The organism is Klebsiella sp. X13, from assembly GCF_003323835.1.
GTDB lineage: Bacteria > Pseudomonadota > Gammaproteobacteria > Enterobacterales > Enterobacteriaceae > Klebsiella > Klebsiella ornithinolytica.
In genome coordinates, this window is the sequence record NZ_CP030874.1 from 4377958 (window position 1) to 4397202 (window position 19245).

At 54.1% G+C, this 19245-nt stretch carries 17 protein-coding genes; 2 read left to right on the forward strand and 15 right to left on the reverse strand.

Annotated elements, in window-relative coordinates; translation table 11 throughout:
* Nucleotides 1–10: 10 nt before the first annotated feature.
* The 15 genes from rnhB to rpsB all read right to left on the reverse strand — a co-directional run bounded on the left by rnhB (nt 11) and on the right by rpsB (nt 15228).
* Nucleotides 11–607 carry a ribonuclease HII gene (rnhB, locus tag DSD31_RS20865; RefSeq protein ID WP_004858138.1) on the reverse strand — a complete coding sequence of 199 codons (597 nt, stop codon included), beginning with the start codon at nt 605–607 and terminating at the stop codon, nt 11–13.
* A complete protein-coding gene (gene lpxB / locus DSD31_RS20870; RefSeq protein WP_004858136.1) occupies nt 604–1752 on the reverse strand; it encodes a lipid-A-disaccharide synthase in 1149 nt (382 codons plus the stop codon). Before lpxB ends, rnhB begins: the two co-directional genes overlap by 4 nt.
* A complete protein-coding gene (gene lpxA, locus DSD31_RS20875) occupies nt 1752–2540 on the reverse strand; it encodes an acyl-ACP--UDP-N-acetylglucosamine O-acyltransferase (protein ID WP_004858134.1) in 789 nt (262 codons plus the stop codon). Before lpxA ends, lpxB begins: the two co-directional genes overlap by 1 nt.
* A 3-nt stretch (nt 2541–2543) precedes the next feature.
* Nucleotides 2544–2999 carry a 3-hydroxyacyl-ACP dehydratase FabZ gene (gene fabZ / locus DSD31_RS20880; RefSeq protein ID WP_004858132.1) on the reverse strand — a complete coding sequence of 152 codons (456 nt, stop codon included), beginning with the start codon at nt 2997–2999 and terminating at the stop codon, nt 2544–2546.
* Nucleotides 3000–3170: 171 nt separating this feature from the next.
* Nucleotides 3171–4196, reverse strand: a complete 1026-nt coding sequence (gene lpxD, locus DSD31_RS20885; protein WP_113991291.1) for a UDP-3-O-(3-hydroxymyristoyl)glucosamine N-acyltransferase — start codon at nt 4194–4196, stop codon at nt 3171–3173.
* A 3-nt stretch (nt 4197–4199) separates the two neighbouring features.
* Nucleotides 4200–4685, reverse strand: a complete 486-nt coding sequence (gene skp, locus DSD31_RS20890; protein WP_004858127.1) for a molecular chaperone Skp — start codon at nt 4683–4685, stop codon at nt 4200–4202.
* Nucleotides 4686–4807: 122 nt separating this feature from the next.
* Nucleotides 4808–7237, reverse strand: coding sequence for an outer membrane protein assembly factor BamA (gene bamA / locus DSD31_RS20895; RefSeq protein ID WP_004858125.1), 2430 nt, complete (start codon nt 7235–7237; stop codon nt 4808–4810).
* A 31-nt stretch (nt 7238–7268) separates the two neighbouring features.
* The gene (gene rseP / locus DSD31_RS20900) at nt 7269–8621 is read right to left on the reverse strand and encodes a sigma E protease regulator RseP (RefSeq protein ID WP_015585103.1); all 1353 of its coding nucleotides are present in this window, start codon (nt 8619–8621) and stop codon (nt 7269–7271) included.
* A gap of 11 nt (nt 8622–8632) precedes the next feature.
* Complete coding sequence (gene cdsA / locus DSD31_RS20905) at nt 8633–9490, reverse strand: phosphatidate cytidylyltransferase (protein ID WP_015585104.1); 858 nt, start codon at nt 9488–9490, stop codon at nt 8633–8635.
* A gap of 12 nt (nt 9491–9502) precedes the next feature.
* Entirely contained in the window at nt 9503–10261 is a 759-nt protein-coding gene (gene ispU / locus DSD31_RS20910) for a (2E,6E)-farnesyl-diphosphate-specific ditrans,polycis-undecaprenyl-diphosphate synthase (protein ID WP_004858119.1), read from the reverse strand.
* 249 nt (nt 10262–10510) lie between these two features.
* Complete coding sequence (gene ispC, locus DSD31_RS20920; protein ID WP_004858116.1) at nt 10511–11713, reverse strand: 1-deoxy-D-xylulose-5-phosphate reductoisomerase; 1203 nt, start codon at nt 11711–11713, stop codon at nt 10511–10513.
* A 239-nt stretch (nt 11714–11952) separates the two neighbouring features.
* Complete coding sequence (gene frr, locus DSD31_RS20925; protein ID WP_004858114.1) at nt 11953–12510, reverse strand: ribosome recycling factor; 558 nt, start codon at nt 12508–12510, stop codon at nt 11953–11955.
* A 150-nt stretch (nt 12511–12660) separates the two neighbouring features.
* Nucleotides 12661–13386 carry a UMP kinase gene (pyrH, locus tag DSD31_RS20930; RefSeq protein WP_004858112.1) on the reverse strand — a complete coding sequence of 242 codons (726 nt, stop codon included), beginning with the start codon at nt 13384–13386 and terminating at the stop codon, nt 12661–12663.
* A gap of 147 nt (nt 13387–13533) precedes the next feature.
* Entirely contained in the window at nt 13534–14385 is an 852-nt protein-coding gene (gene tsf / locus DSD31_RS20935; protein WP_015585106.1) for a translation elongation factor Ts, read from the reverse strand.
* A gap of 117 nt (nt 14386–14502) precedes the next feature.
* Complete coding sequence (gene rpsB / locus DSD31_RS20940) at nt 14503–15228, reverse strand: 30S ribosomal protein S2 (protein WP_004858107.1); 726 nt, start codon at nt 15226–15228, stop codon at nt 14503–14505.
* Between the two features lie 323 nt (nt 15229–15551).
* On the opposite strand from rpsB, the gene map reads away from it, so the two are divergent.
* Together map and glnD are read left to right on the forward strand one after the other, a co-directional pair.
* Nucleotides 15552–16346, forward strand: coding sequence for a type I methionyl aminopeptidase (gene map / locus DSD31_RS20950; RefSeq protein ID WP_004858106.1), 795 nt, complete (start codon nt 15552–15554; stop codon nt 16344–16346).
* A gap of 203 nt (nt 16347–16549) precedes the next feature.
* Nucleotides 16550–19213, forward strand: a complete 2664-nt coding sequence (glnD, locus tag DSD31_RS20955; protein WP_004858104.1) for a bifunctional uridylyltransferase/uridylyl-removing protein GlnD — start codon at nt 16550–16552, stop codon at nt 19211–19213.
* Nucleotides 19214–19245 lie beyond the last annotated feature (32 nt).

Genomic DNA, 19245 nt, shown 5'->3' on the forward strand with positions numbered 1-19245 from the left:
GACACAAGAATCAGGACGCAAGGCCCAGCGCGCGTTTTACCGGGCCAAAACTACGCCGATGATGCTCGGTTGCGCCATGTTCGATCAGTTTTTCCAGATGGAAAGCGGTAGGATAGCCTTTATGCTGCGCAAAGCCGTATTGAGGAAATTCAAGGTCCAGCTCAGCCATTTCCGCATCGCGCGCGACTTTAGCCAGAATAGACGCTGCGCTGATTTCTGCCACCCGGCTGTCGCCTTTGACCACCGCCTGTGAAGGCACAGGCAACGGCGGGCAGCGGTTGCCATCGATCAGCACAAACTCCGGCACAACCGGCAGAGCAGCAACGGCGCGCTGCATCGCCAGCATGGTCGCATGCAGAATATTCAGCTCGTCTATTTCGTGCGGTTCCGCACGGCCGAAACTCCAGGCCAACGCTTTCTCTTTGATTTCATCGAACAGCGCCAGACGACGCTTTTCGCTTAATTTTTTGGAGTCATTCAGACCCACAATTGGCCGTGCCGGGTCAAGGATCACCGCGGCGGTCACGACCGCTCCGACCAGAGGTCCCCGACCGACTTCGTCTACGCCGGCGACCAGGTGAGTATGCGGATACACAAACTCAATCATTTTGCTAACTCCAGTACTGCGTCCGCCGCCTGCTCATCCGCATTACAACGAATTTGTTGATGCAGCGCGCGGAAAGTGTCATGCATGTCATGGCTGGTTTTACCATCGGCCAGCAGCGGCCGCAGCGCATCCGCCAGCAACGCAGGCTGGCACTCATCCTGCAGCAGCTCTTTGACCAGCTCGCGGCCGGCCAGCAGGTTCGGCAACGAAACGTAGTCGGTTTTCACCAGTCGTTTCGCCAGCCAGAAAGTGAACGGCTTCATACGATAGCCAACCACCATTGGACACTTGGCCAGCATGCACTCCAGCGCCGCGGTTCCGGAAGCCAGCAGGGCCGCATCGCTGGCGATCATGGCATCGCGCGCCTGACCATCCAGCAGATGTACCGTAAGATCCGGCGCCGTTTCCGCTTTAATACGTTCGAACTGCTCCCGCCTTCTGGCATTCACCAGCGGCACCAGGAGCTGCAGGTCGGGATAATCTTTGCGCAGAATCTGCGCGGTTTTCAGAAAGTCTGCGCTGAGCATTTCGACTTCAGCACCGCGACTCCCCGGCAGCAGCGCCAGGCAGTGCACATCCCGGGCAATGCCCAGGCGATCCCGCGCGGCGCCTTTATCCGGATCCAACGGCATGGCATCCGCCATGGTATGGCCGATAAAGCGGCAGGGAACGTTAAATTTGTCGTAAAACGCTTTTTCGAAAGGCAGAAATGCCAGTACCAGATCGGTGGATCTGCCAATTTTGAAAACGCGTTTTTGCCGCCATGCCCAAACTGACGGGCTGACGTAATGGATCGTTTTGATACCCTGCTTCTTCAGATTACCTTCGAGGGTGATATTGAAGTCAGGCGCATCAATCCCGACGAATACGTCTGGTTTAAGCTCGGTAAATCGCCGGGTGAGATCGGCGCGGATATGCAGCAGGCGACGCAGGCGACCGAGCACTTCGACAATGCCCATCACCGCCAGCTCTTCCATCTCATACCAGGCCTCACAGCCTTCGGCCTGCATCAATGGCCCCGCCACGCCGACAAAGCGGGCATCGGGAATACGTGCTTTAAGGGCGCGGATGAGACCTGCACCAAGAATATCGCCGGAGGTTTCTCCGGCGACCAGGGCAATCGTCAGGGGACGCTGTGCAGACATTAACGAATCAGACCGCGCGTGGAGCGGGCGAAGAAATCGACAAATGGCTGAACTTCAGGATACTGAGTCGCCAGCTCGGCGATTTCCGGCTTCGCTTCATCCAGCGTTTTCCCGCTGCGGTACAGCAGTTTGTACGCATTGCGAATCGCGGTGATGGCTTCGCGGCTAAAGCCACGGCGCTTCAGCCCTTCAATATTGACGCCATACGGCGTTGCGTGGTTGCCCTGGGCAATCACGAACGGCGGGACATCCTGCGCGACGCCGGAGCAGCCGCCGACCATGACGTGTGCGCCGATAATGCAGAACTGATGGACTGCCGTCATGCCGCCGATGATAACGAAATCATCCAGCGAGACATGGCCGGCGAGCGTGGCATTGTTGGCCAGAATACAGCGGTTTCCGACCGTACAATCGTGCGCGACGTGAGCGTTGATCATCAGCAGGTTATCGCTGCCCACCTTCGTTAATCCACCACCCTGTACTGTGCCACGATGGATGGTGACGCTTTCGCGGATGCGGTTGCGGTCGCCAATTTCCACACGCGTCGGTTCACCAGCGTATTTCAGGTCCTGGTTAACTTCACCGATGGAAGCGAACTGATAGATCTCGTTATCACGACCAATTCTGGTATGGCCGTTAACAACAACATGAGACTTCAGTACGGTACCTTCGCCAATTTCGACGTTAGCACCAACAATACAAAACGGGCCAATGTGGGCGTTAGCACCGATAACGGCGCCTTCTTCCACGATGGCAGTCGGATGAACAAAGGCGGTTTTATCAATCACGTATCAGGCCTCCCGGCTACGCGCACACATCATCGTTGCTTCGCAAACCACTTTACCATCAACCAGCGCGACGCCTTTAAAACGAGTCAGGCCGCGACGGGTTTTCTCGAAAGTGACTTCCATAATCATCTGATCGCCTGGTACTACCGGACGTTTGAAACGCGCTTCATCAATCCCGGCGAAGTAATAGAGTTCACCCGGTTCGAGCTTACCTACGCTTTTGAATGCCAGAATGCCGGTGGCCTGCGCCATCGCTTCCAGAATCAGCACGCCCGGTAAAATCGGTTTACCAGGGAAGTGCCCCTGGAAAAACGGCTCGTTAACAGAAACATTTTTTACTGCGCGCAGAAAACGACCTTCTTCAAAATCCAGCACACGGTCTACCAGCAGGAACGGGTAGCGGTGAGGGAGAAGTTCCAGAATCTCTTCAATGTGCAGAGTATGAGTTTCAGTAGTCAAAATACTCTTCCTGTCTAAATATACTAAAAGGCAATAATAACACGGCCTGCGGCAATCTTATGAATGCAACAGGCCGAAAATTTTTACACTTCATCTCTCTGGCAGTGTCTTTGTCAGCGGTGGTTGCCGCCCGGATACTGCTTTGCATGATTTTGTGTGTCAACTGATGCGCTAATCTTGCTGATTAACCTTACGCTCAATCGATTTGAGGCGTTTGTTTATCTCATCAATATTCATCACCAGCGCCGCGGTTTTACGCCACACCTTATTCGGTTGCAGCGGAATCCCTGAAGAATAGACGCCAGGCTCGGTGATAGGACGCATGACCATCCCCATACCGGTGACGGTGACTTTGTCGCAGATTTCCATATGTCCGTTAATTACGCTGGCTCCGCCAATCATGCAGTAACGGCCAATTTTCAGGCTGCCTGCCATGATAACGCCACCTGCAACGGCAGTATTGTCACCAATCACAACGTTATGCGCAATCTGACACTGGTTATCAATGATAACGCCATTGCCAATCAAGGTATCATCCAGCGCACCACGGTCAATGGTCGTACAGGCGCCGATCTCCACGCGATCGCCAATGATGACGCGACCGAGCTGCGGGATCTTCACCCAGTTGCCGCGGTCGTTGGCATAGCCGAAACCATCGGCACCGATAACGGTGCTGGACTGAATCAGGCAATTCTCACCGATCTCAATCTCGTGGTAAACGGTCACGTTGGCCCACAAACGGGAGCCAGCACCAATTTTAGTCTTTTTCCCAACGAAGCACCCGGCGCCAATCACCACATTGTCACCCAGCACAACATCAGATTCGATCACGGCGTTAGGGCCAATCGAGACGTTTTTACCCAGCATCGCCGTGGCATCAATCACCGCACTCGGGGCGATATCCTGCGCCGGCTGCGGCGTGGTATCCAGAATTTGAGCCATTCGCGCATAGGTCAGGTAGGGATTATGCACTACCAGTGCAGCGCTTTGGGCAAAAGGTAAATCATCCTGCGTCATGACAACGGCAGAAGCCTGGCAAGCGGCCAGGTGCTCACGGTACTTAGGGTTGACCATGAACGTAATATGACCTGCTTTTGCAGTCTGCATGGACGCAACGCCGGTGATGACGATATCGCCATCACCGTGTAATTCTGCATCCAACTGCTGTGCTAGATCAGCCAGTCGAATAGAAGGCATTACTTATTTAACCTGTTTCAGCACATCAGCGGTGATGTCTTTTACATCGCTGCTGTTGTATGCAACGGCATTAGAATCAACAACCAGGTCGATGCTCTGGCTGCTCGCTACGCTTTTCACAGCAGTCTGGATACGGTTAACCAGTTTGCCGCGCTCTTCGTTGGAGCGACGTGCACGATCCTGCTCAAAAGACTGCGCCTTCTGAGAGAAGGTCTGGCGCTGAGCCATGACGTCTTTTTCCAGCTTGGTACGGTCAGCACCCGGTTTCATGGACTGCAGACGCTGCATTTTGGACTGCAGATCGCCTTCCATACGCTGCAGCTCGCTCGCGCGGCCTTTGAACTCGTTTTCCAGCGTGTTAGAAACGCCTGTTTTCTGGGCAACCTGTTGGAACAGGCTGTTCATGTTAACCATTGCAATTTTATCTGCCGCCTGAGCGGAAGTTACCATTGCTAAACCCAGACCTGCAGCTAATAACCACTTTTTCACAATTAACTCCTTACCATCCCATGAGTACCCAGGGGTACCGTTATTTGCGTGGCCAGGCGATAACCGTGATTATCGCCTAAAGTCAGCGCTATACTGCACTTACATTCCATTGCTGCCCGCAATTACCAGGTTTTACCAATGTTAAACTGGAACTGCTCGGCCTTGTCTCCTTCGTACTTTTTAAACGGTTGGGCGTAGGAGAATACCAACGGCCCCAACGGCGACATCCACTGTACCGCAATACCAGCGGACATACGGATGTTGCTCGGATCACCGTAATCCGGATAACCCGCGTAAGCGCTCGAATCCCAGTGAGTATCCCACACGGTACCCATATCCCAGAAGAAGGAGGTACGGACCGAGTTAGCATATTTGTCGCTGATAAACGGCGTCGGAGTAATCAGCTCCAGGCTGGCCACGGCCATGGCGTTACCGCCCACTGCATCATCCGATTTACACGGTGCAGATTCAGTGCTCTTACAGTTACTGTCATAGTTATCATCGCCATCGTGGCGATTGCTGGCCGGGAAATAAACCGCTTTCGGACCAATGGTGTTCGACTGGAACCCGCGCACGGTGCTTGAACCACCGGCATAGAAGTTCTCGTAGAACGGCATCTCTTTGCTGCCAATACCGTCGCCATAGCCGAAGCGAGTACGTCCCAGAACCACCCATTTGTGATCGTTATCGATCGGCACGTAGGTCGCGGTATCCAGCGTAGCTTTGTAGTATTCGTTATCAGAACCTGGAATGGTCACTTTACCATTCAGGTTGACACGCGAACCTTCCGTCGGGAAGAAGCCGCGGTCGAGCTTGTTATAGGTCCAACCGTAGTTGAAGGTGAAGTCGTTGGCGCTGAATGAGTTTTTATCATCGGTATTTTCCGGATATTGACCCATTGAGTTCAGATAACGCCACATCGACACCTGCGGCTGCATATTGGACAGGGAGTTATGGACATACCCTAAGCCCGCGCGCAGCGTATTGTATTCGTTAACCGGGAAGCCCAGCGTAACGTCCGTACCATAGCTTTTGTTGGTATAGTCAGACAGATCCGCATCGTTCGCGTCGAAGTCGTTATAGAAAATACGACCACCGAGACTCACGCCATCAACGGTGAAATACGGGTTAGTGACCGACAGTTCAGTATAGGTCTGGTAATCGTTTTTGGTGCCGTTAATTCCGACGGAATAGCCGGTACCCAACCAGTTGTCCTGCTGAACACCAGCCTGGAAGCTGACGCCACTTTCCGTACCGTAGCCGATACCAAAGTTGAAGCTACCGGTGTTACGTTCTTTGACTTTATAGACTACGTCGACCTGATCCGGGCTGCCCGGTACGCGCTGCGTATCGGTATCGACCGTTTCAAAATAGCCTAAGCGGTTGAGACGATCTTTACCCTGGTCGACCAGATCGCTGCCCAGCCATGCCCCTTCCATCTGACGCATTTCGCGACGCAGAACGGAGTCTTTGGAGGTGTCGTTGCCCTCGAAGCGAATTTTACGTACGTAGTAACGGTTGCCCGCATCGACGTTGACGTGCAGCTTCACGGTCTTATCGCTATCGTTAATTTCCGGCTGAGACTGGACGCGCGGATAAGCGTAGCCATAGCGACCGAGGAGTTTCTTAATATCATTCTCCATTTTGGTCACTTTGGCGCCGTTATACAGCTCGCCCGGCTCGACTTTGGTCAACGCTTCGATTTCTGCCGAATGTCCCGCCAGATCGCCCGTCACCTGAACACCAGAAAGCTTGTACTGCTCGCCTTCAGTGATATTCACAGTGATGTAGATGCCTTTTTTATCCGGCGTCAGGCTCACCTGAGTGGAGTCGATGTTGAAACGTGCGTAACCGCGATCCAGGTAGTAACTGCGCAGGGTTTCGAGATCCCCGGCCAGCTTCTGCTTCTGGTATTTGCGATCGCCGACCACGTTCCACCACGGCACTTCATCGCGCAGCTGGAATGTTGAGATCAGTTCATCGGTACTGAACGCATGGTTACCGACAATGTTAATCTGCTGGATTTTCGCCGAGACGCCCTCCTGGAATACCAGTTTCAGGTCGACGCGGTTACGCGGCAGCGGCGTAACGACAGCTTTTACGCTGGCGCTGTACTTACCGACGCTGTAGTAGAAATCTTCCAGCCCTTTCTCGATATCAGCGAGGGTCGTGCGGTCAAGGGACTCCCCAACGCGAACGCCGGATGCCTCAAGGTTTTGCTTGAGCATGTCATCCTTCACCGACTTATTACCGGAGAAAGTGATGCTGGCAATCGTTGGGCGCTCTTTCACCTGCACCAACAGGGTATCACCATCGCGCAGGACGCGGACGTCCTCAAAGTTGCCAGTGGCAAACAAAGCACGAATGGTGTTACTGATATCATCATCGGTCACCGTATCGCCAGGACGCACGGGCATACTGAGGAGGGCCGCACCAACAGCGACACGCTGCAAGCCTTCGAAATGAATGTCCTTCACCACGAACCCTTCAGCACCGTATACGGTTGCGCTGCTAAACAGCAGCGACGCTATGAGCAACTTTTTCATCGCCATCGTTATTATGCGTTCTTCCTAACAAACTCTCTTACAACCGAGAGAAATCATTGAAAAGTGCAAGCCCCATTAACAACACCAGCAGTATTGAGCCAATGCGATAACTAAAGTCTTGAACTCGCTCGGATACCGGCCCGCCCTTCAGCTTTTCAATCGCCAAAAATAGCAGGTGCCCCCCGTCCAGGACGGGAAGCGGGAACAGATTGATTATTCCGAGGTTCACGCTAATCAGCGCAAGGAACATCAGATAGTAAATCAATCCAAACTCCGCTGACATTCCAGCCCCCTGGGCGATAGAAATCGGCCCGCTGAGGTTGTTCAGTTTGACATCACCGGTTATCAATTTACCCAGCATCCTGACGGTTAATGACATCAGTTGCCAGGTTTTATCCGTGGCTTCAGCAATGGCGGCAAACGGCCCGTACTGACGCACTGTTTTATATTCATCAGGCAGCGGGATGACCTTAGGTACGACCCCTGCAAACCCTTCGGCTTTACCTTTTGCGGATCGGCTATCTGGCGTCAGCGTAACAGACAAGGGACTCCCCTGTCGCTCGATGTCCAGAATCAGCGCCTTACCCGGATTATCACGCACCAGATTTACAAACGTCATCCACTGCGTTAACGGTTGACCATCGACTTTAACGATCCTGTCGCCCGCTTGCAAACCGGCCTTCTGCGCCGCCGAACCAGATTGTACTTCAGCCAGCACCGTATCAATCTGCGCGCTGCGAGGCTGAATACCCAGCGATGTCACCGGATCTTGTTTATCCGGCTCAAACGCCCAGTGCCGCAGATCGAGGATTTTATCCTGGCGCTGACTGCTCCCGAAAGGGGCGACCGTAACTATTGTTTGCTCGTCGCCTATCTTCGAGACCAGCGCCATACGCACTGCATCCCAATCAGGCGTTTCGATGCCATCTATCGCTTTAAGTTCCGTTCCTTTTGCAATTTGTGCGTGTGCGGCAATCGAGTCGGGTACTATTTCACCAACAACCGGACGGATACCAGGGACACCGATGATAAACACCAGCCAGTAGGCAAAGATGGCAAAAATGAAGTTCGCGACAGGACCAGCGGCAATGATGGCCGCACGCTGGCCAACGGTTTTGTTATTGAAAGCGTAGTGGCGCATCTCAGGCGCCACCGGCTCGACGCGTTCGTCGAGCATTTTGACATAGCCGCCGAGTGGAATAAGAGCGATGACGAATTCCGTTCCCTGCTTGTCAAAACGTCGCCATAACGCTTTACCAAAGCCGATGGAAAAGCGTTCAACGCGAACGCCGCAGCGACGAGCCACCCAGAAATGGCCAAACTCATGCACGGTGATCAATACGCCCAGCGCAATGATAAAGGCAGCCAAATTCCAGAGAACGCTTAGCATAAAACCTTCCGTCAAATCGTCCTGAAGACCAACAATAGCAGACAAGCAAACACCGGTACCGCCGCCGTCAGGCTATCGATACGATCCAGTATTCCACCGTGTCCGGGAATCAGATGACCGCTATCCTTAATGCCGGCCTCTCGCTTAAACATACTCTCTGTCAGATCGCCCAGCACCGATGCCAGTGCCGCAACAACGGAACACACCAGTAATACCGTTGGGGTAACATCCAGATTCGCCCACTGACCGTAGGCCCAGGAGATGACCGCTGCCGTCACCAGGCCGCCGAAGAACCCCTGCCAGGTTTTACCCGGAGACACTTTCGGTGCCAGCTTATGCTTGCCGAACATCTTGCCAAACATATAGGCGCCAGAATCCGCGCCCCAGACCAGAATCATCACGTACAGCAGCCACAGCGCGCCGCTGTAATGGTTATCAGCATAATGCCAGGCGCGCAGCGCCAGCATGCCCCAGAAGAACGGGACGATGGTCAGAATACCAAAGATCAGACGCAGCGCTTTCGAGTTGCGCCAGAAAGCAGCGGAGGCCGGGTAAGAAAGCACCAGCAGCAGCGCCACAATCCACCAGCCAAACGACGCCCAGAGCGATCCCTCAACCAACGGTTGATGAACGTCGTAGTGATATTCCGGCATCAGGAAAAGCATCAACGCCAGTAGCAGGCCACACAGCAGCGCCAGCCAGATGCGTTGTGAAGTTGAAGTGAAACCGCTAAATTGCCCCCACTCCCACGCAGCGAGCATACACACCACGAGCGTGACGATGGCAAAACCCGCAGGCGGCAACAGAAAAAGCGCCGCAATCACCACGGGGATTAAAACGAAAGCCGATATCAGGCGATACTTCAGCAAAAGTGACCCCCATCAGGCATGATTGCCACCCGGCTCAGTGCCGCCGAAACGACGCTCTCGATTAACAAAGGCATGGAGTGCACCTTCAAAGTCCTGTTCAGCAAAATCGGGCCAAAGAACATCGGTAAAGTAAAGTTCGGCATACGCAATTTGCCAAATCAAAAAATTACTGATGCGATGCTCTCCCCCGGTCCTAATAACTAAATCTACAGGTGCCAGTTCATGCATACAGACCTGCTGACTCAGCATGTCTTCCGTGATCTGTTCGGGCCGAAGTAACCCGTTCTGAACCTGTTCGGCCAGATTGCGGACACCCTGAATAATATCCCAGCGCCCACCGTAGTTCGCCGCAATATTCAGCGTTAAGCCCGTGTTGTTCTCCGTCAGCGCTTCCGCTTTGCGGATACGCTCCTGCAGGCGAGCATTAAACCGCGTCGTCTCGCCGATGATCCGCAGACGAACGTTATGCCGATGCAAGCTTTTCACTTCGCTATCCAGCGCCCAAACGAACAGCTCCATCAGAGCACTGACTTCCTGCTCGGGGCGGTTCCAGTTCTCGCTGCTGAATGCATATAGCGTCAACGCTTCAATACCATTGTTCGCCGCGAAGGAGACCGCGCGACGAACCGACTTCGCCCCGGCTTTATGGCCGAATGCGCGAATTTTTCCTTGCTGTTTCGCCCAACGACCGTTGCCGTCCATGATAATGGCGACATGACGACAGCCATGCGCAGGCGATATTTCGCTGACAGTGTGATTAGCAGACAACATAACGCGTTTTAAGTCCATAATAAGGATTAGCCAAGCCACTAAACGCGAGCAACCGGTCAGCGCTGTATACGCATTTTTATCCAGTGCCGAAGCTACAGCTAATCGCAGAGAACAACCCAAAGCTTTACGCAAAAAAGCCGTGTTTTTCCACGGCCACCACAATCTTTTACAACAAAATGCAACGATTGGGTGGCGCAGACTATATCACCGAAGCCCAGCGCCCACAAATATCACAACTTGTCGGGAGGTTCAGCCCCGCGTTGTCAGATGTTTTATCTGCTTCTGCGCAACGACCCTGGCCTGAGCATCAATAACCAGCACTTCATCAATGCTTTGCGGCTCATCAAGCGCCAGCTGATCCAGTACCGCCAGGTTGACTCCCGCAATATCGGTAAAGCGAATCTCTTCAGCCAGGAAGGCCGCCACGGAGATTTCGTTGGCCGCATTCAGTGCCGTTGTCGCCGCCTGACCTTGATCAAATGCGTCCATCGCCAGCTTGAGACACGGATAGCGCCCGTAGTCCGGCGCGGAAAAGCTCAGCTGACTCAGCTGGCAGAAGTCTAACGCCGGCACGCCAGAGTTCAGGCGGTCTGGCCAGCCCATCGTATGGGCGATAGGCGTACGCATATCCGGTTCGCCGAGCTGCGCAATGACGCTGCCGTCAAGATAACGCACCATCGAGTGAATGACGGACTGCGGATGGATCAGCACTTCCATCTGCCGGGCTGAAGCGTTGAACAACCAGCGGGCTTCGATATATTCCAGCCCTTTGTTCATCATCGTGGCGGAATCGACAGAGATTTTGCGTCCCATTGACCAGTTGGGGTGACGGCAGGCCTGATCCGGCGTCATCGCCGCCAGTTCCGCTATCGCCGTTTCCCGGAAAGGACCACCGGAACCGGTCAGCAGAATCGACGATACGCCGTTCTGCGTTAAGTCAGCGTATCCAAGATTATGCTGTACGGTTACAGGCATACTCTGAAAAATCGCGTTATGTTCGCTGTCCACGGGCAGCAGGTGCGCACCATACTGCTGTACGGCATCCATAAACAGACGTCCGCAGGTGACCAGCGACTCTTTATTCGCCAGCAGCACCGTTTTGCCGGCACGGATGGCTGCCAGCGTTGGCACCAGCCCCGCAGCACCCACAATCGCCGCCATGACCTGGTCAACGTCGTCCAGCGCAGCCACTTCAGCGGCAGCCTGCTGGCCGCTCAATACGTCAGTGCGGCTACCGTTTTCACGCAGGCGGATGCGCAGCGCGTCGGCGCTTTGTACATCGTCCATCACCGCGTAGCGGGGAGAAAATTCCAGACATTGTTCAACCATGCGGTCGACATTTTTCCCTGCGACCAGCGCGGCGATGGAAAAGCGATCGGGGTTATGGCGCACCACATCCAGCGTGCTGCAGCCAATTGAACCGGTCGAACCGAGAACGGTTAATTGCTTCATGAGATGTCCAGAAGAATTGAGACAGGATAAAAAGAAAAACGCCGTCAGAAAGCCCTTACGCCACAATGACCCGGGAGCAGATCGGCGGTCTATCACCTTCAGCAAGCGTGCCAAAGGCTACAGGGCCGACCGTTTTAACACAATCCCAGGAATTGAGCGTTCGGTCTTCTGTACGGCGTTTCAGACTTAACGCCCGCAGCTCATCAATCAGAGTGGGCGGCGAGCGTATCGGCAGAGAATCAGAACTGCATCAGTTCCGCTTCTTTATCGGCCAGCGCCGCATCCACTTTCTTAATGGCGGCGTCAGTCATTTTCTGCACGTCGTCCTGAGAACGGCGATCGTCATCTTCGCTGATCTCTTTGTCTTTCAGCAGCGCTTTAACTTTGTCGTTAGCATCACGACGCACGTTACGGACAGACACGCGAGCCTGTTCGGCTTCGGCACGCACGATCTTAGTCAGATCTTTACGACGTTCTTCGGTCAGCGGCGGCAGCGGAACGCGGATGTCGGTACCCGCAGAGCTCGGGTTCAGACCGAGATCGGAAGCCATGATCGCTTTCTCAACGGCCGGGCTCATCGAGCGATCGAATACGTTGATTTTCAGTGTACGGGAGTCTTCTACCGTGACGCTTGCCAGCTGACGCAGAGGCGTCGGCGTGCCGTAATATTCCACGACAATGCCATCCAGCAGGCTGGGAGAAGCACGACCCGTGCGTATTTTGCTGATTTGGGTTTTGAACGCTTCGACGCATTTTTCCATGCGTACTTCAGCATCTTTTCTGATATCGCTAATCACGTTACGAATCCTTGAAAACTTGTCTCAGACAGACCAGACGGTCGCTCACCGTAAAAGTGAGCTAAGTATAGTCAGGTTTAATGCAAATCACCGGGCAATAAGCCCGCGAAAGTAAGGCGGAATATTACCCGGATTTGGCGCTGACGGGAATTATTCCGTAATCAATGTGCCTTCTTTTTCGCCCATCACCACGCGACGCAGTGCGCCGGGTTTGTTCATGTTGAAGACGCGAATCGGCAATTTATGGTCACGCGCCAGGGTAAAGGCGGCCAAATCCATGACTTTCAGTTCTTTATCGAGCACTTCGCTGTAGGTCAGCTGATCGTACATGGTGGCAGACGGGTCTTTGGCCGGGTCAGCGGTAAACACACCGTCGACTTTGGTGGCTTTCAGCACAACATCGGCTTCGATTTCAATACCGCGCAGACAGGCAGCGGAATCGGTGGTGAAGAACGGGTTACCGGTCCCTGCTGAAAGAATCACGACGCGATTGTTACGCAGCAGGCTGATGGCTTCCGCCCAGCTGTAGTTATCACACACGCCATTCAGCGGAATCGCTGACATCAGGCGAGCGTTCACATAGGCGCGATGAAGTGAGTCACGCATCGCAAGGCCGTTCATCACCGTTGCCAGCATGCCCATGTGGTCGCCCACAACGCGGTTCATCCCCGCTTTCGCCAGCCCAGCACCACGGAACAGGTTACCGCCACCAATCACTACGCCAACCTGAATACCCAGTTCAACCAGTTCTTTGATTTCCTGAGCCATACGGTCAAGTATGCTTGCATCAATACCGAAGCCTTCCGAACCCTGCAGAGCTTCGCCACTTAACTTAAGCAGAATACGTTTGTAGACGGGTTTTGCATTGGTAGCCATGTTTCTTTCCTGAGACTGTCAACGAGTGAGATGAGTTAATTCTGGCGACATTGTATGCCGCTTTTCAGCACCGCCACTATAAGCGATGAGCTGAATTTACAAAACGGGCACAAAAAGAAGCCGCCCTCAGGCGGCTCCTTTTGAAAATTAAGACTGCTTGGACATCGCAGCAACTTCTGCTGCAAAGTCAGTCTCAACTTTCTCGATGCCTTCGCCCACTTCAAAGCGGATGAAGCCAGTAACGTCGGCATTGTGCTCTTTCAGCAGCTGAGCAACAGATTTGCTCGGGTCCATAACGAAAGGCTGGCCGGTCAGAGAAACTTCGCCGGTGAATTTCTTCATGCGGCCTTCAACCATTTTCTCTGCGATTTCTTTCGGCTTACCAGACTGCATCGCGATGTCCAGCTGAACCTGGTACTCTTTCTCAACCACTTCAGCAGAAACGTCTTCCGGCTTAACGAATTCCGGCTTGCTTGCTGCGATGTGCATTGCCAGCTGTTTAACCAGCTCCTGGTCAGCGCCTTTAGCCGCAACCAGAACACCGATACGTGCGCCGTGCTGGTATGAACCCAGAACGTCGCCTTCCAGGGAAGCCACGCGACGGATGTTGATGTTCTCACCGATTTTAGCAACCAGCGCAACACGCTCTTCTTCGAACTGTGCTTTCAGAACTTCAACGTCGGTGATTTTGCCAGCGACCGCAGCGTCCAGTACTTTATTAGCAAATGCCTGGAAACCACCATCTTTAGCAACGAAGTCAGTCTGGCAGTTAACTTCCAGAATGATGCCGTAGGTACCGTCGATCTTAGTGATGATCACGCCGTCAGCAGCAACGTTACCTGCTTTTTTCGCCGCTTTGATTGCGCCGGATTTACGCATGTTTTCGATTGCCAGCTCAATGTCGCCGTTCGCTTCGGTCAGCGCTTTTTTGCAATCCATCATGCCTGCGCCAGTACGCTCACGCAGCTCTTTTACCAGGGATGCGGTAATTTCAGCCATTCTTAAATCCTCGGGAGATGTGAACTGCCCGGCCGGGGGCCAAACAGTATAAATTGAAAAAAGGGGCCGAAAATGGGCCCCTATTCATACACGGTACTAATAAGGGGTGAAACCTTATTATTCAGCTTCTACGAAGCTTTCTTCCGCCTGAGAAGCCAGATCCTGAGAACGACCTTCACGCACGGTTGCAGCTACAGCGCCCAGGTACAGGCTAACAGCGCGGATTGCGTCGTCGTTACCCGGGATAACGAAGTCTACGCCGTCCGGATCGGAGTTAGTATCAACGATAGCAAATACCGGGATACCCAGGTTGTTTGCTTCTTTGATAGCGATGTGCTCGTGGTCAGCGTCGATAACAAACAGTGCGTCCGGCAGGCCGCCCATGTCTTTGATACCGCCCAGGCTGTTTTCCAGCTTGTCCAGCTCACGAGTGCGCATCAGCGCTTCTTTCTTGGTCAGCTTCTCGAAAGTACCGTCCTGGGACTGAGTTTCCAGGTCTTTCAGACGTTTGATGGACTGACGAACGGTTTTCCAGTTAGTCAGCATGCCGCCCAACCAGCGATGGTTCACGAAGAACTGGTCGCAGCTGTTAGCAGCTTCTTTTACCGCTTCGCTTGCAGCGCGTTTAGTACCAACGAAAAGGATTTTACCTTTACGAGCAGAGATCTTGTTCAGTTCAGCCAGAGCTTCGTTGAACATCGGTACAGTTTTCTCAAGGTTGATGATGTGAACTTTGTTACGCGCGCCGAAGATGAAAGGCTTCATTTTCGGGTTCCAGTAACGGGTCTGGTGACCAAAGTGAACACCAGCCTTGAGCATGTCGCGCATGGAAACAGTTGCCATGTTTAAAACCTCTATAGATAAAGTTGGGGTTATGCCTCCACGTATCCCATATTACCGACCCTAAAGGGCACCCCGGAATATGTGTCGATACGTGTGTGTTATTTACACAAAGTGAGATTTGTCGCTTCAGTCCATCCTGTGTAGTACGAAATGGAACGGAAGTCCGGCGCGCTTTATACCACAAAACCCGATCGGAAACCAACTGTTGTTGACGCTGAGTGCTGTTAATGATTCTCAATTTGGCACCAGGACACCCGGACTGTTAACATTGGCAGGAATAACTCTATTATTGTCGAAAAAACCGACACAGCTGGACACAATCCATGGCTATATCTATCAAGACATCTGAAGACATCGAAAAAATGCGCGTCGCCGGCCGCCTGGCCGCTGAAGTGCTGGAAATGATCGAACCCTACGTTAAACCGGGCGTCAGCACCGGCGAACTGGACCGCATCTGTAACGATTATATTGTTAACGAACAGAAAGCGATCTCCGCCTGCCTCGGCTACCACGGTTACCCGAAATCCGTGTGCATCTCTATTAACGAAGTCGTCTGTCACGGGATTCCGGACGACGAAAAACTGTTGAAAGACGGCGACATCGTCAACATTGATGTCACGGTAATTAAGGATGATTTCCACGGCGACACCTCCAGGATGTTCATCGTCGGCAAACCGACGATTCTCGGCGAGCGTCTGTGCCGCATCACCCAGGAGAGCCTGTATCTGGCCCTGAAGATGGTTAAGCCGGGAATCAACCTGCGCGCGATCGGCGCAGCTATCCAGAAATTCGTCGAAGCGGAAGGTTTCTCGGTGGTGCGTGAATATTGCGGTCACGGTATCGGTCGCGGTTTCCATGAAGAACCGCAGGTGCTGCACTACGACTCTCCTGAAACCAATGTGGTGCTCAAGCCGGGCATGACCTTTACCATCGAACCGATGGTCAATGCCGGTAAGAAAGAGATCCGCAGCATGAAAGACGGCTGGACGGTGAAAACCAAAGACCGGAGCTTGTCTGCGCAGTACGAGCATACTATTGTGGTGACAGAGAACGGCTGTGAGATTCTGACGTTACGTAAGGATGACACCATCCCGGCGATAATCTCGCACGACGCATAACGAAAAGCCGGCGCCCGCCGGCTTTTTTTATGACGGGCGTCCTGCCCGTCACCCGATGGGCCGCCGCAAGCGACGTTAAAAATCGCTCCCGGCTTTTTTATGACGGGCGTCCTGCCCGCCACCCGATGGGCCGTCGCGGGCGACGTTAAAAATCGCTCCCGGCGATTTTTTATGGGCGATAGTTATTTTCTTATGGTGACGCGATGAGCAACTCTTTACCTGACACTGTCTCCCCTACCCTCTCCGGTCAGCCAGAGAATCCGGGTAGCTGGCCGCAAGGTGATTTGACCTGTGCCACCATCAAGGCACACCTCGATATTTTCCAGCGCTGGCTGGGTGAAGCGTTTGATAGCGGTATCGCCGCCGGGCAGCTAATCGAAGCGCGCACCGAATTTATCGACCAGTTGCTCCAGCGCCTGTGGATTGATTTTGGCTTTGGTCCGGTCAGCGATCTAGCGCTGGTCGCGGTCGGGGGGTATGGCCGCGGCGAGCTGCACCCGCTCTCCGACGTCGACCTGCTGATTCTCAGCCGCAAAAAACTCTCCGATGAGCAGGCGCAGAAGGTGGGCGAACTGCTGACGCTGCTGTGGGATATCAAGCTCGAGGTCGGCCACAGCGTACGCACGCTCGAAGAGTGCCTGCTGGAAGGACTGTCCGATCTTAGCGTCGCGACCAACCTGATTGAATCTCGCCTGCTGATTGGCGATGTGGCCCTGTTTCTTGAACTGCAGAAACATATCTTCAGCGATGGTTTCTGGCCTTCAGAGAAGTTTTTTGCCGCCAAGGTCGAAGAGCAGAACATCCGCCACCAGCGCTACCACGGCACCAGCTATAACCTCGAACCAGATGTGAAAAGCAGCCCAGGCGGCCTGCGAGATATCCACACCCTACAGTGGGTCGCCCGTCGCCACTTCGGCGCCACCTCGCTGGATGAAATGGTTGGCTTCGGCTTTCTCACCGAAGCCGAACGTAACGAGCTTAACGAATGTCTGCACCAGCTGTGGCGGATTCGCTTTGCGCTGCACCTCGAGTTAAACCGCTACGATAACCGCCTGCTATTCGACCGCCAGCTCAGCGTCGCCCGCCGACTGCGCTACGAAGGCGAAGGCAATCAGCCTATCGAATACATGATGAAGGATTTTTTCCGCGTCACCCGGCGGGTCAGCGAACTGAATCACATGCTGCTCCAGCTGTTTGATGAAGCAATCCTCGCCCTCACCGAAGATGAAAAGCCGCGGCCCATCGATGATGATTTTCAGCTGCGCGGCACGCTGATTGACCTGCGCGACGATACGCTGTTTATGCGCGAACCGCAGGCGATCCTGCGCATGTTCTATATTATGGTGCGTAACAGCAACATCACCGGCATCTACTCCACGACGCTTCGCCACCTGCGCCACGCGCGGCGCCATCTGACGCAGCCGCTGTGCTATATCCCGGAAGCGCGCACGATTTTCCTCAGCATGTTGCGCCACCAGGGCGCGGTCAGCCGGGGGCTGTTGCCGATGCACCGCCACAGCGTACTGTGGGCCTATATGCCGCAGTGGTCGCATATTGTGGGCCAGATGCAGTTTGACCTGTTTCATGCCTATACGGTCGATGAACATACGATCCGCGTGATGCTGAAGCTGGAAAGCTTCGCCAAAGAAGAGACCCGCAGTCGCCACCCGCTGTGCGTAGAACTGTGGCCTCGCCTGACGCACCCGGAGCTGATTCTGATTGCCGCCCTGTTCCATGATATTGCTAAAGGTCGCGGCGGCGATCATTCTGTCCTCGGTGCCCAGGATGTGCTGAAATTCGCCGAGCTGCACGGGCTTAACTCGCGGGAAACCCAGCTGGTGGCCTGGCTGGTGCGCCATCATCTGTTGATGTCGGTCACCGCTCAGCGCCGTGATATTCAGGATCCGGAGGTCATCAAGCAGTTTGCCGAAGAGGTGCAAACCGAAAACCGCCTGCGCTACCTGGTGTGCCTGACCGTCGCCGATATCTGTGCGACCAACGAAACCTTGTGGAACAGCTGGAAGCAGAGCCTGCTGCGCGAGCTCTATTTCGCCACCGAAAAACAGCTGCGTCGCGGGATGCAAAGCACGCCAGATATGCGCGAACGGGTACGCCATCATCAGCTGCAGGCGCTGGCGCTCCTGCGGATGGAAAATATTAATGAAGAGGCGCTGCATCAAATCTGGAATCGCTGCCGCGCCAACTACTTCGTGCGCCATACGCCTAACCAGCTCGCCTGGCACGCCCGCAATTTGCTCAAACACGACCTGAGCAAACCGATGATCCTGCTCAGCTCGCAGGCCACGCGCGGCGGGACCGAAATTTTTATCTGGAGCCCGGACCGCCCGTACCTGTTTGCCGCCGTCTGTGGCGAACTGGATCGCCGCAACCTCAGCGTTCACGATGCCCAGATTTTTACCACCCGCGACGGCATGGCGATGGATACCTTTATTGTACTGGAGCCGGACGGCAGTCCGCTTTCCGCCGATCGCCATGAGATGATCCGCCACGGCCTGGAACAGACCATCACCCAACGCAGCTGGCAGCCGCCGGCCCCACGCCGTCAGGCGGCGAAACTTCGCCATTTCTCCGTCGTTACCGAAGTCAATTTCCTGCCAACGCACACCGACAGAAAATCGTTTCTTGAGCTGATTGCGCTCGATCAGCCGGGCCTGCTGGCTCGCGTGGGTCAGGTGTTCGCCGACCTCAATATTTCGCTTCACGGGGCCAGAATTACGACAATTGGTGAGCGAGTAGAAGATTTATTTATAATCGCGACGGCGGACCGGCGTGGGCTTAATAATGCGCTCCAACAAGAAGTACAACAACGGTTGACAGAGGCCCTCAATCCAAACGATAAAGGGTGACGAACTTTTAATGTGTAAAGAGAAAGAGTAAA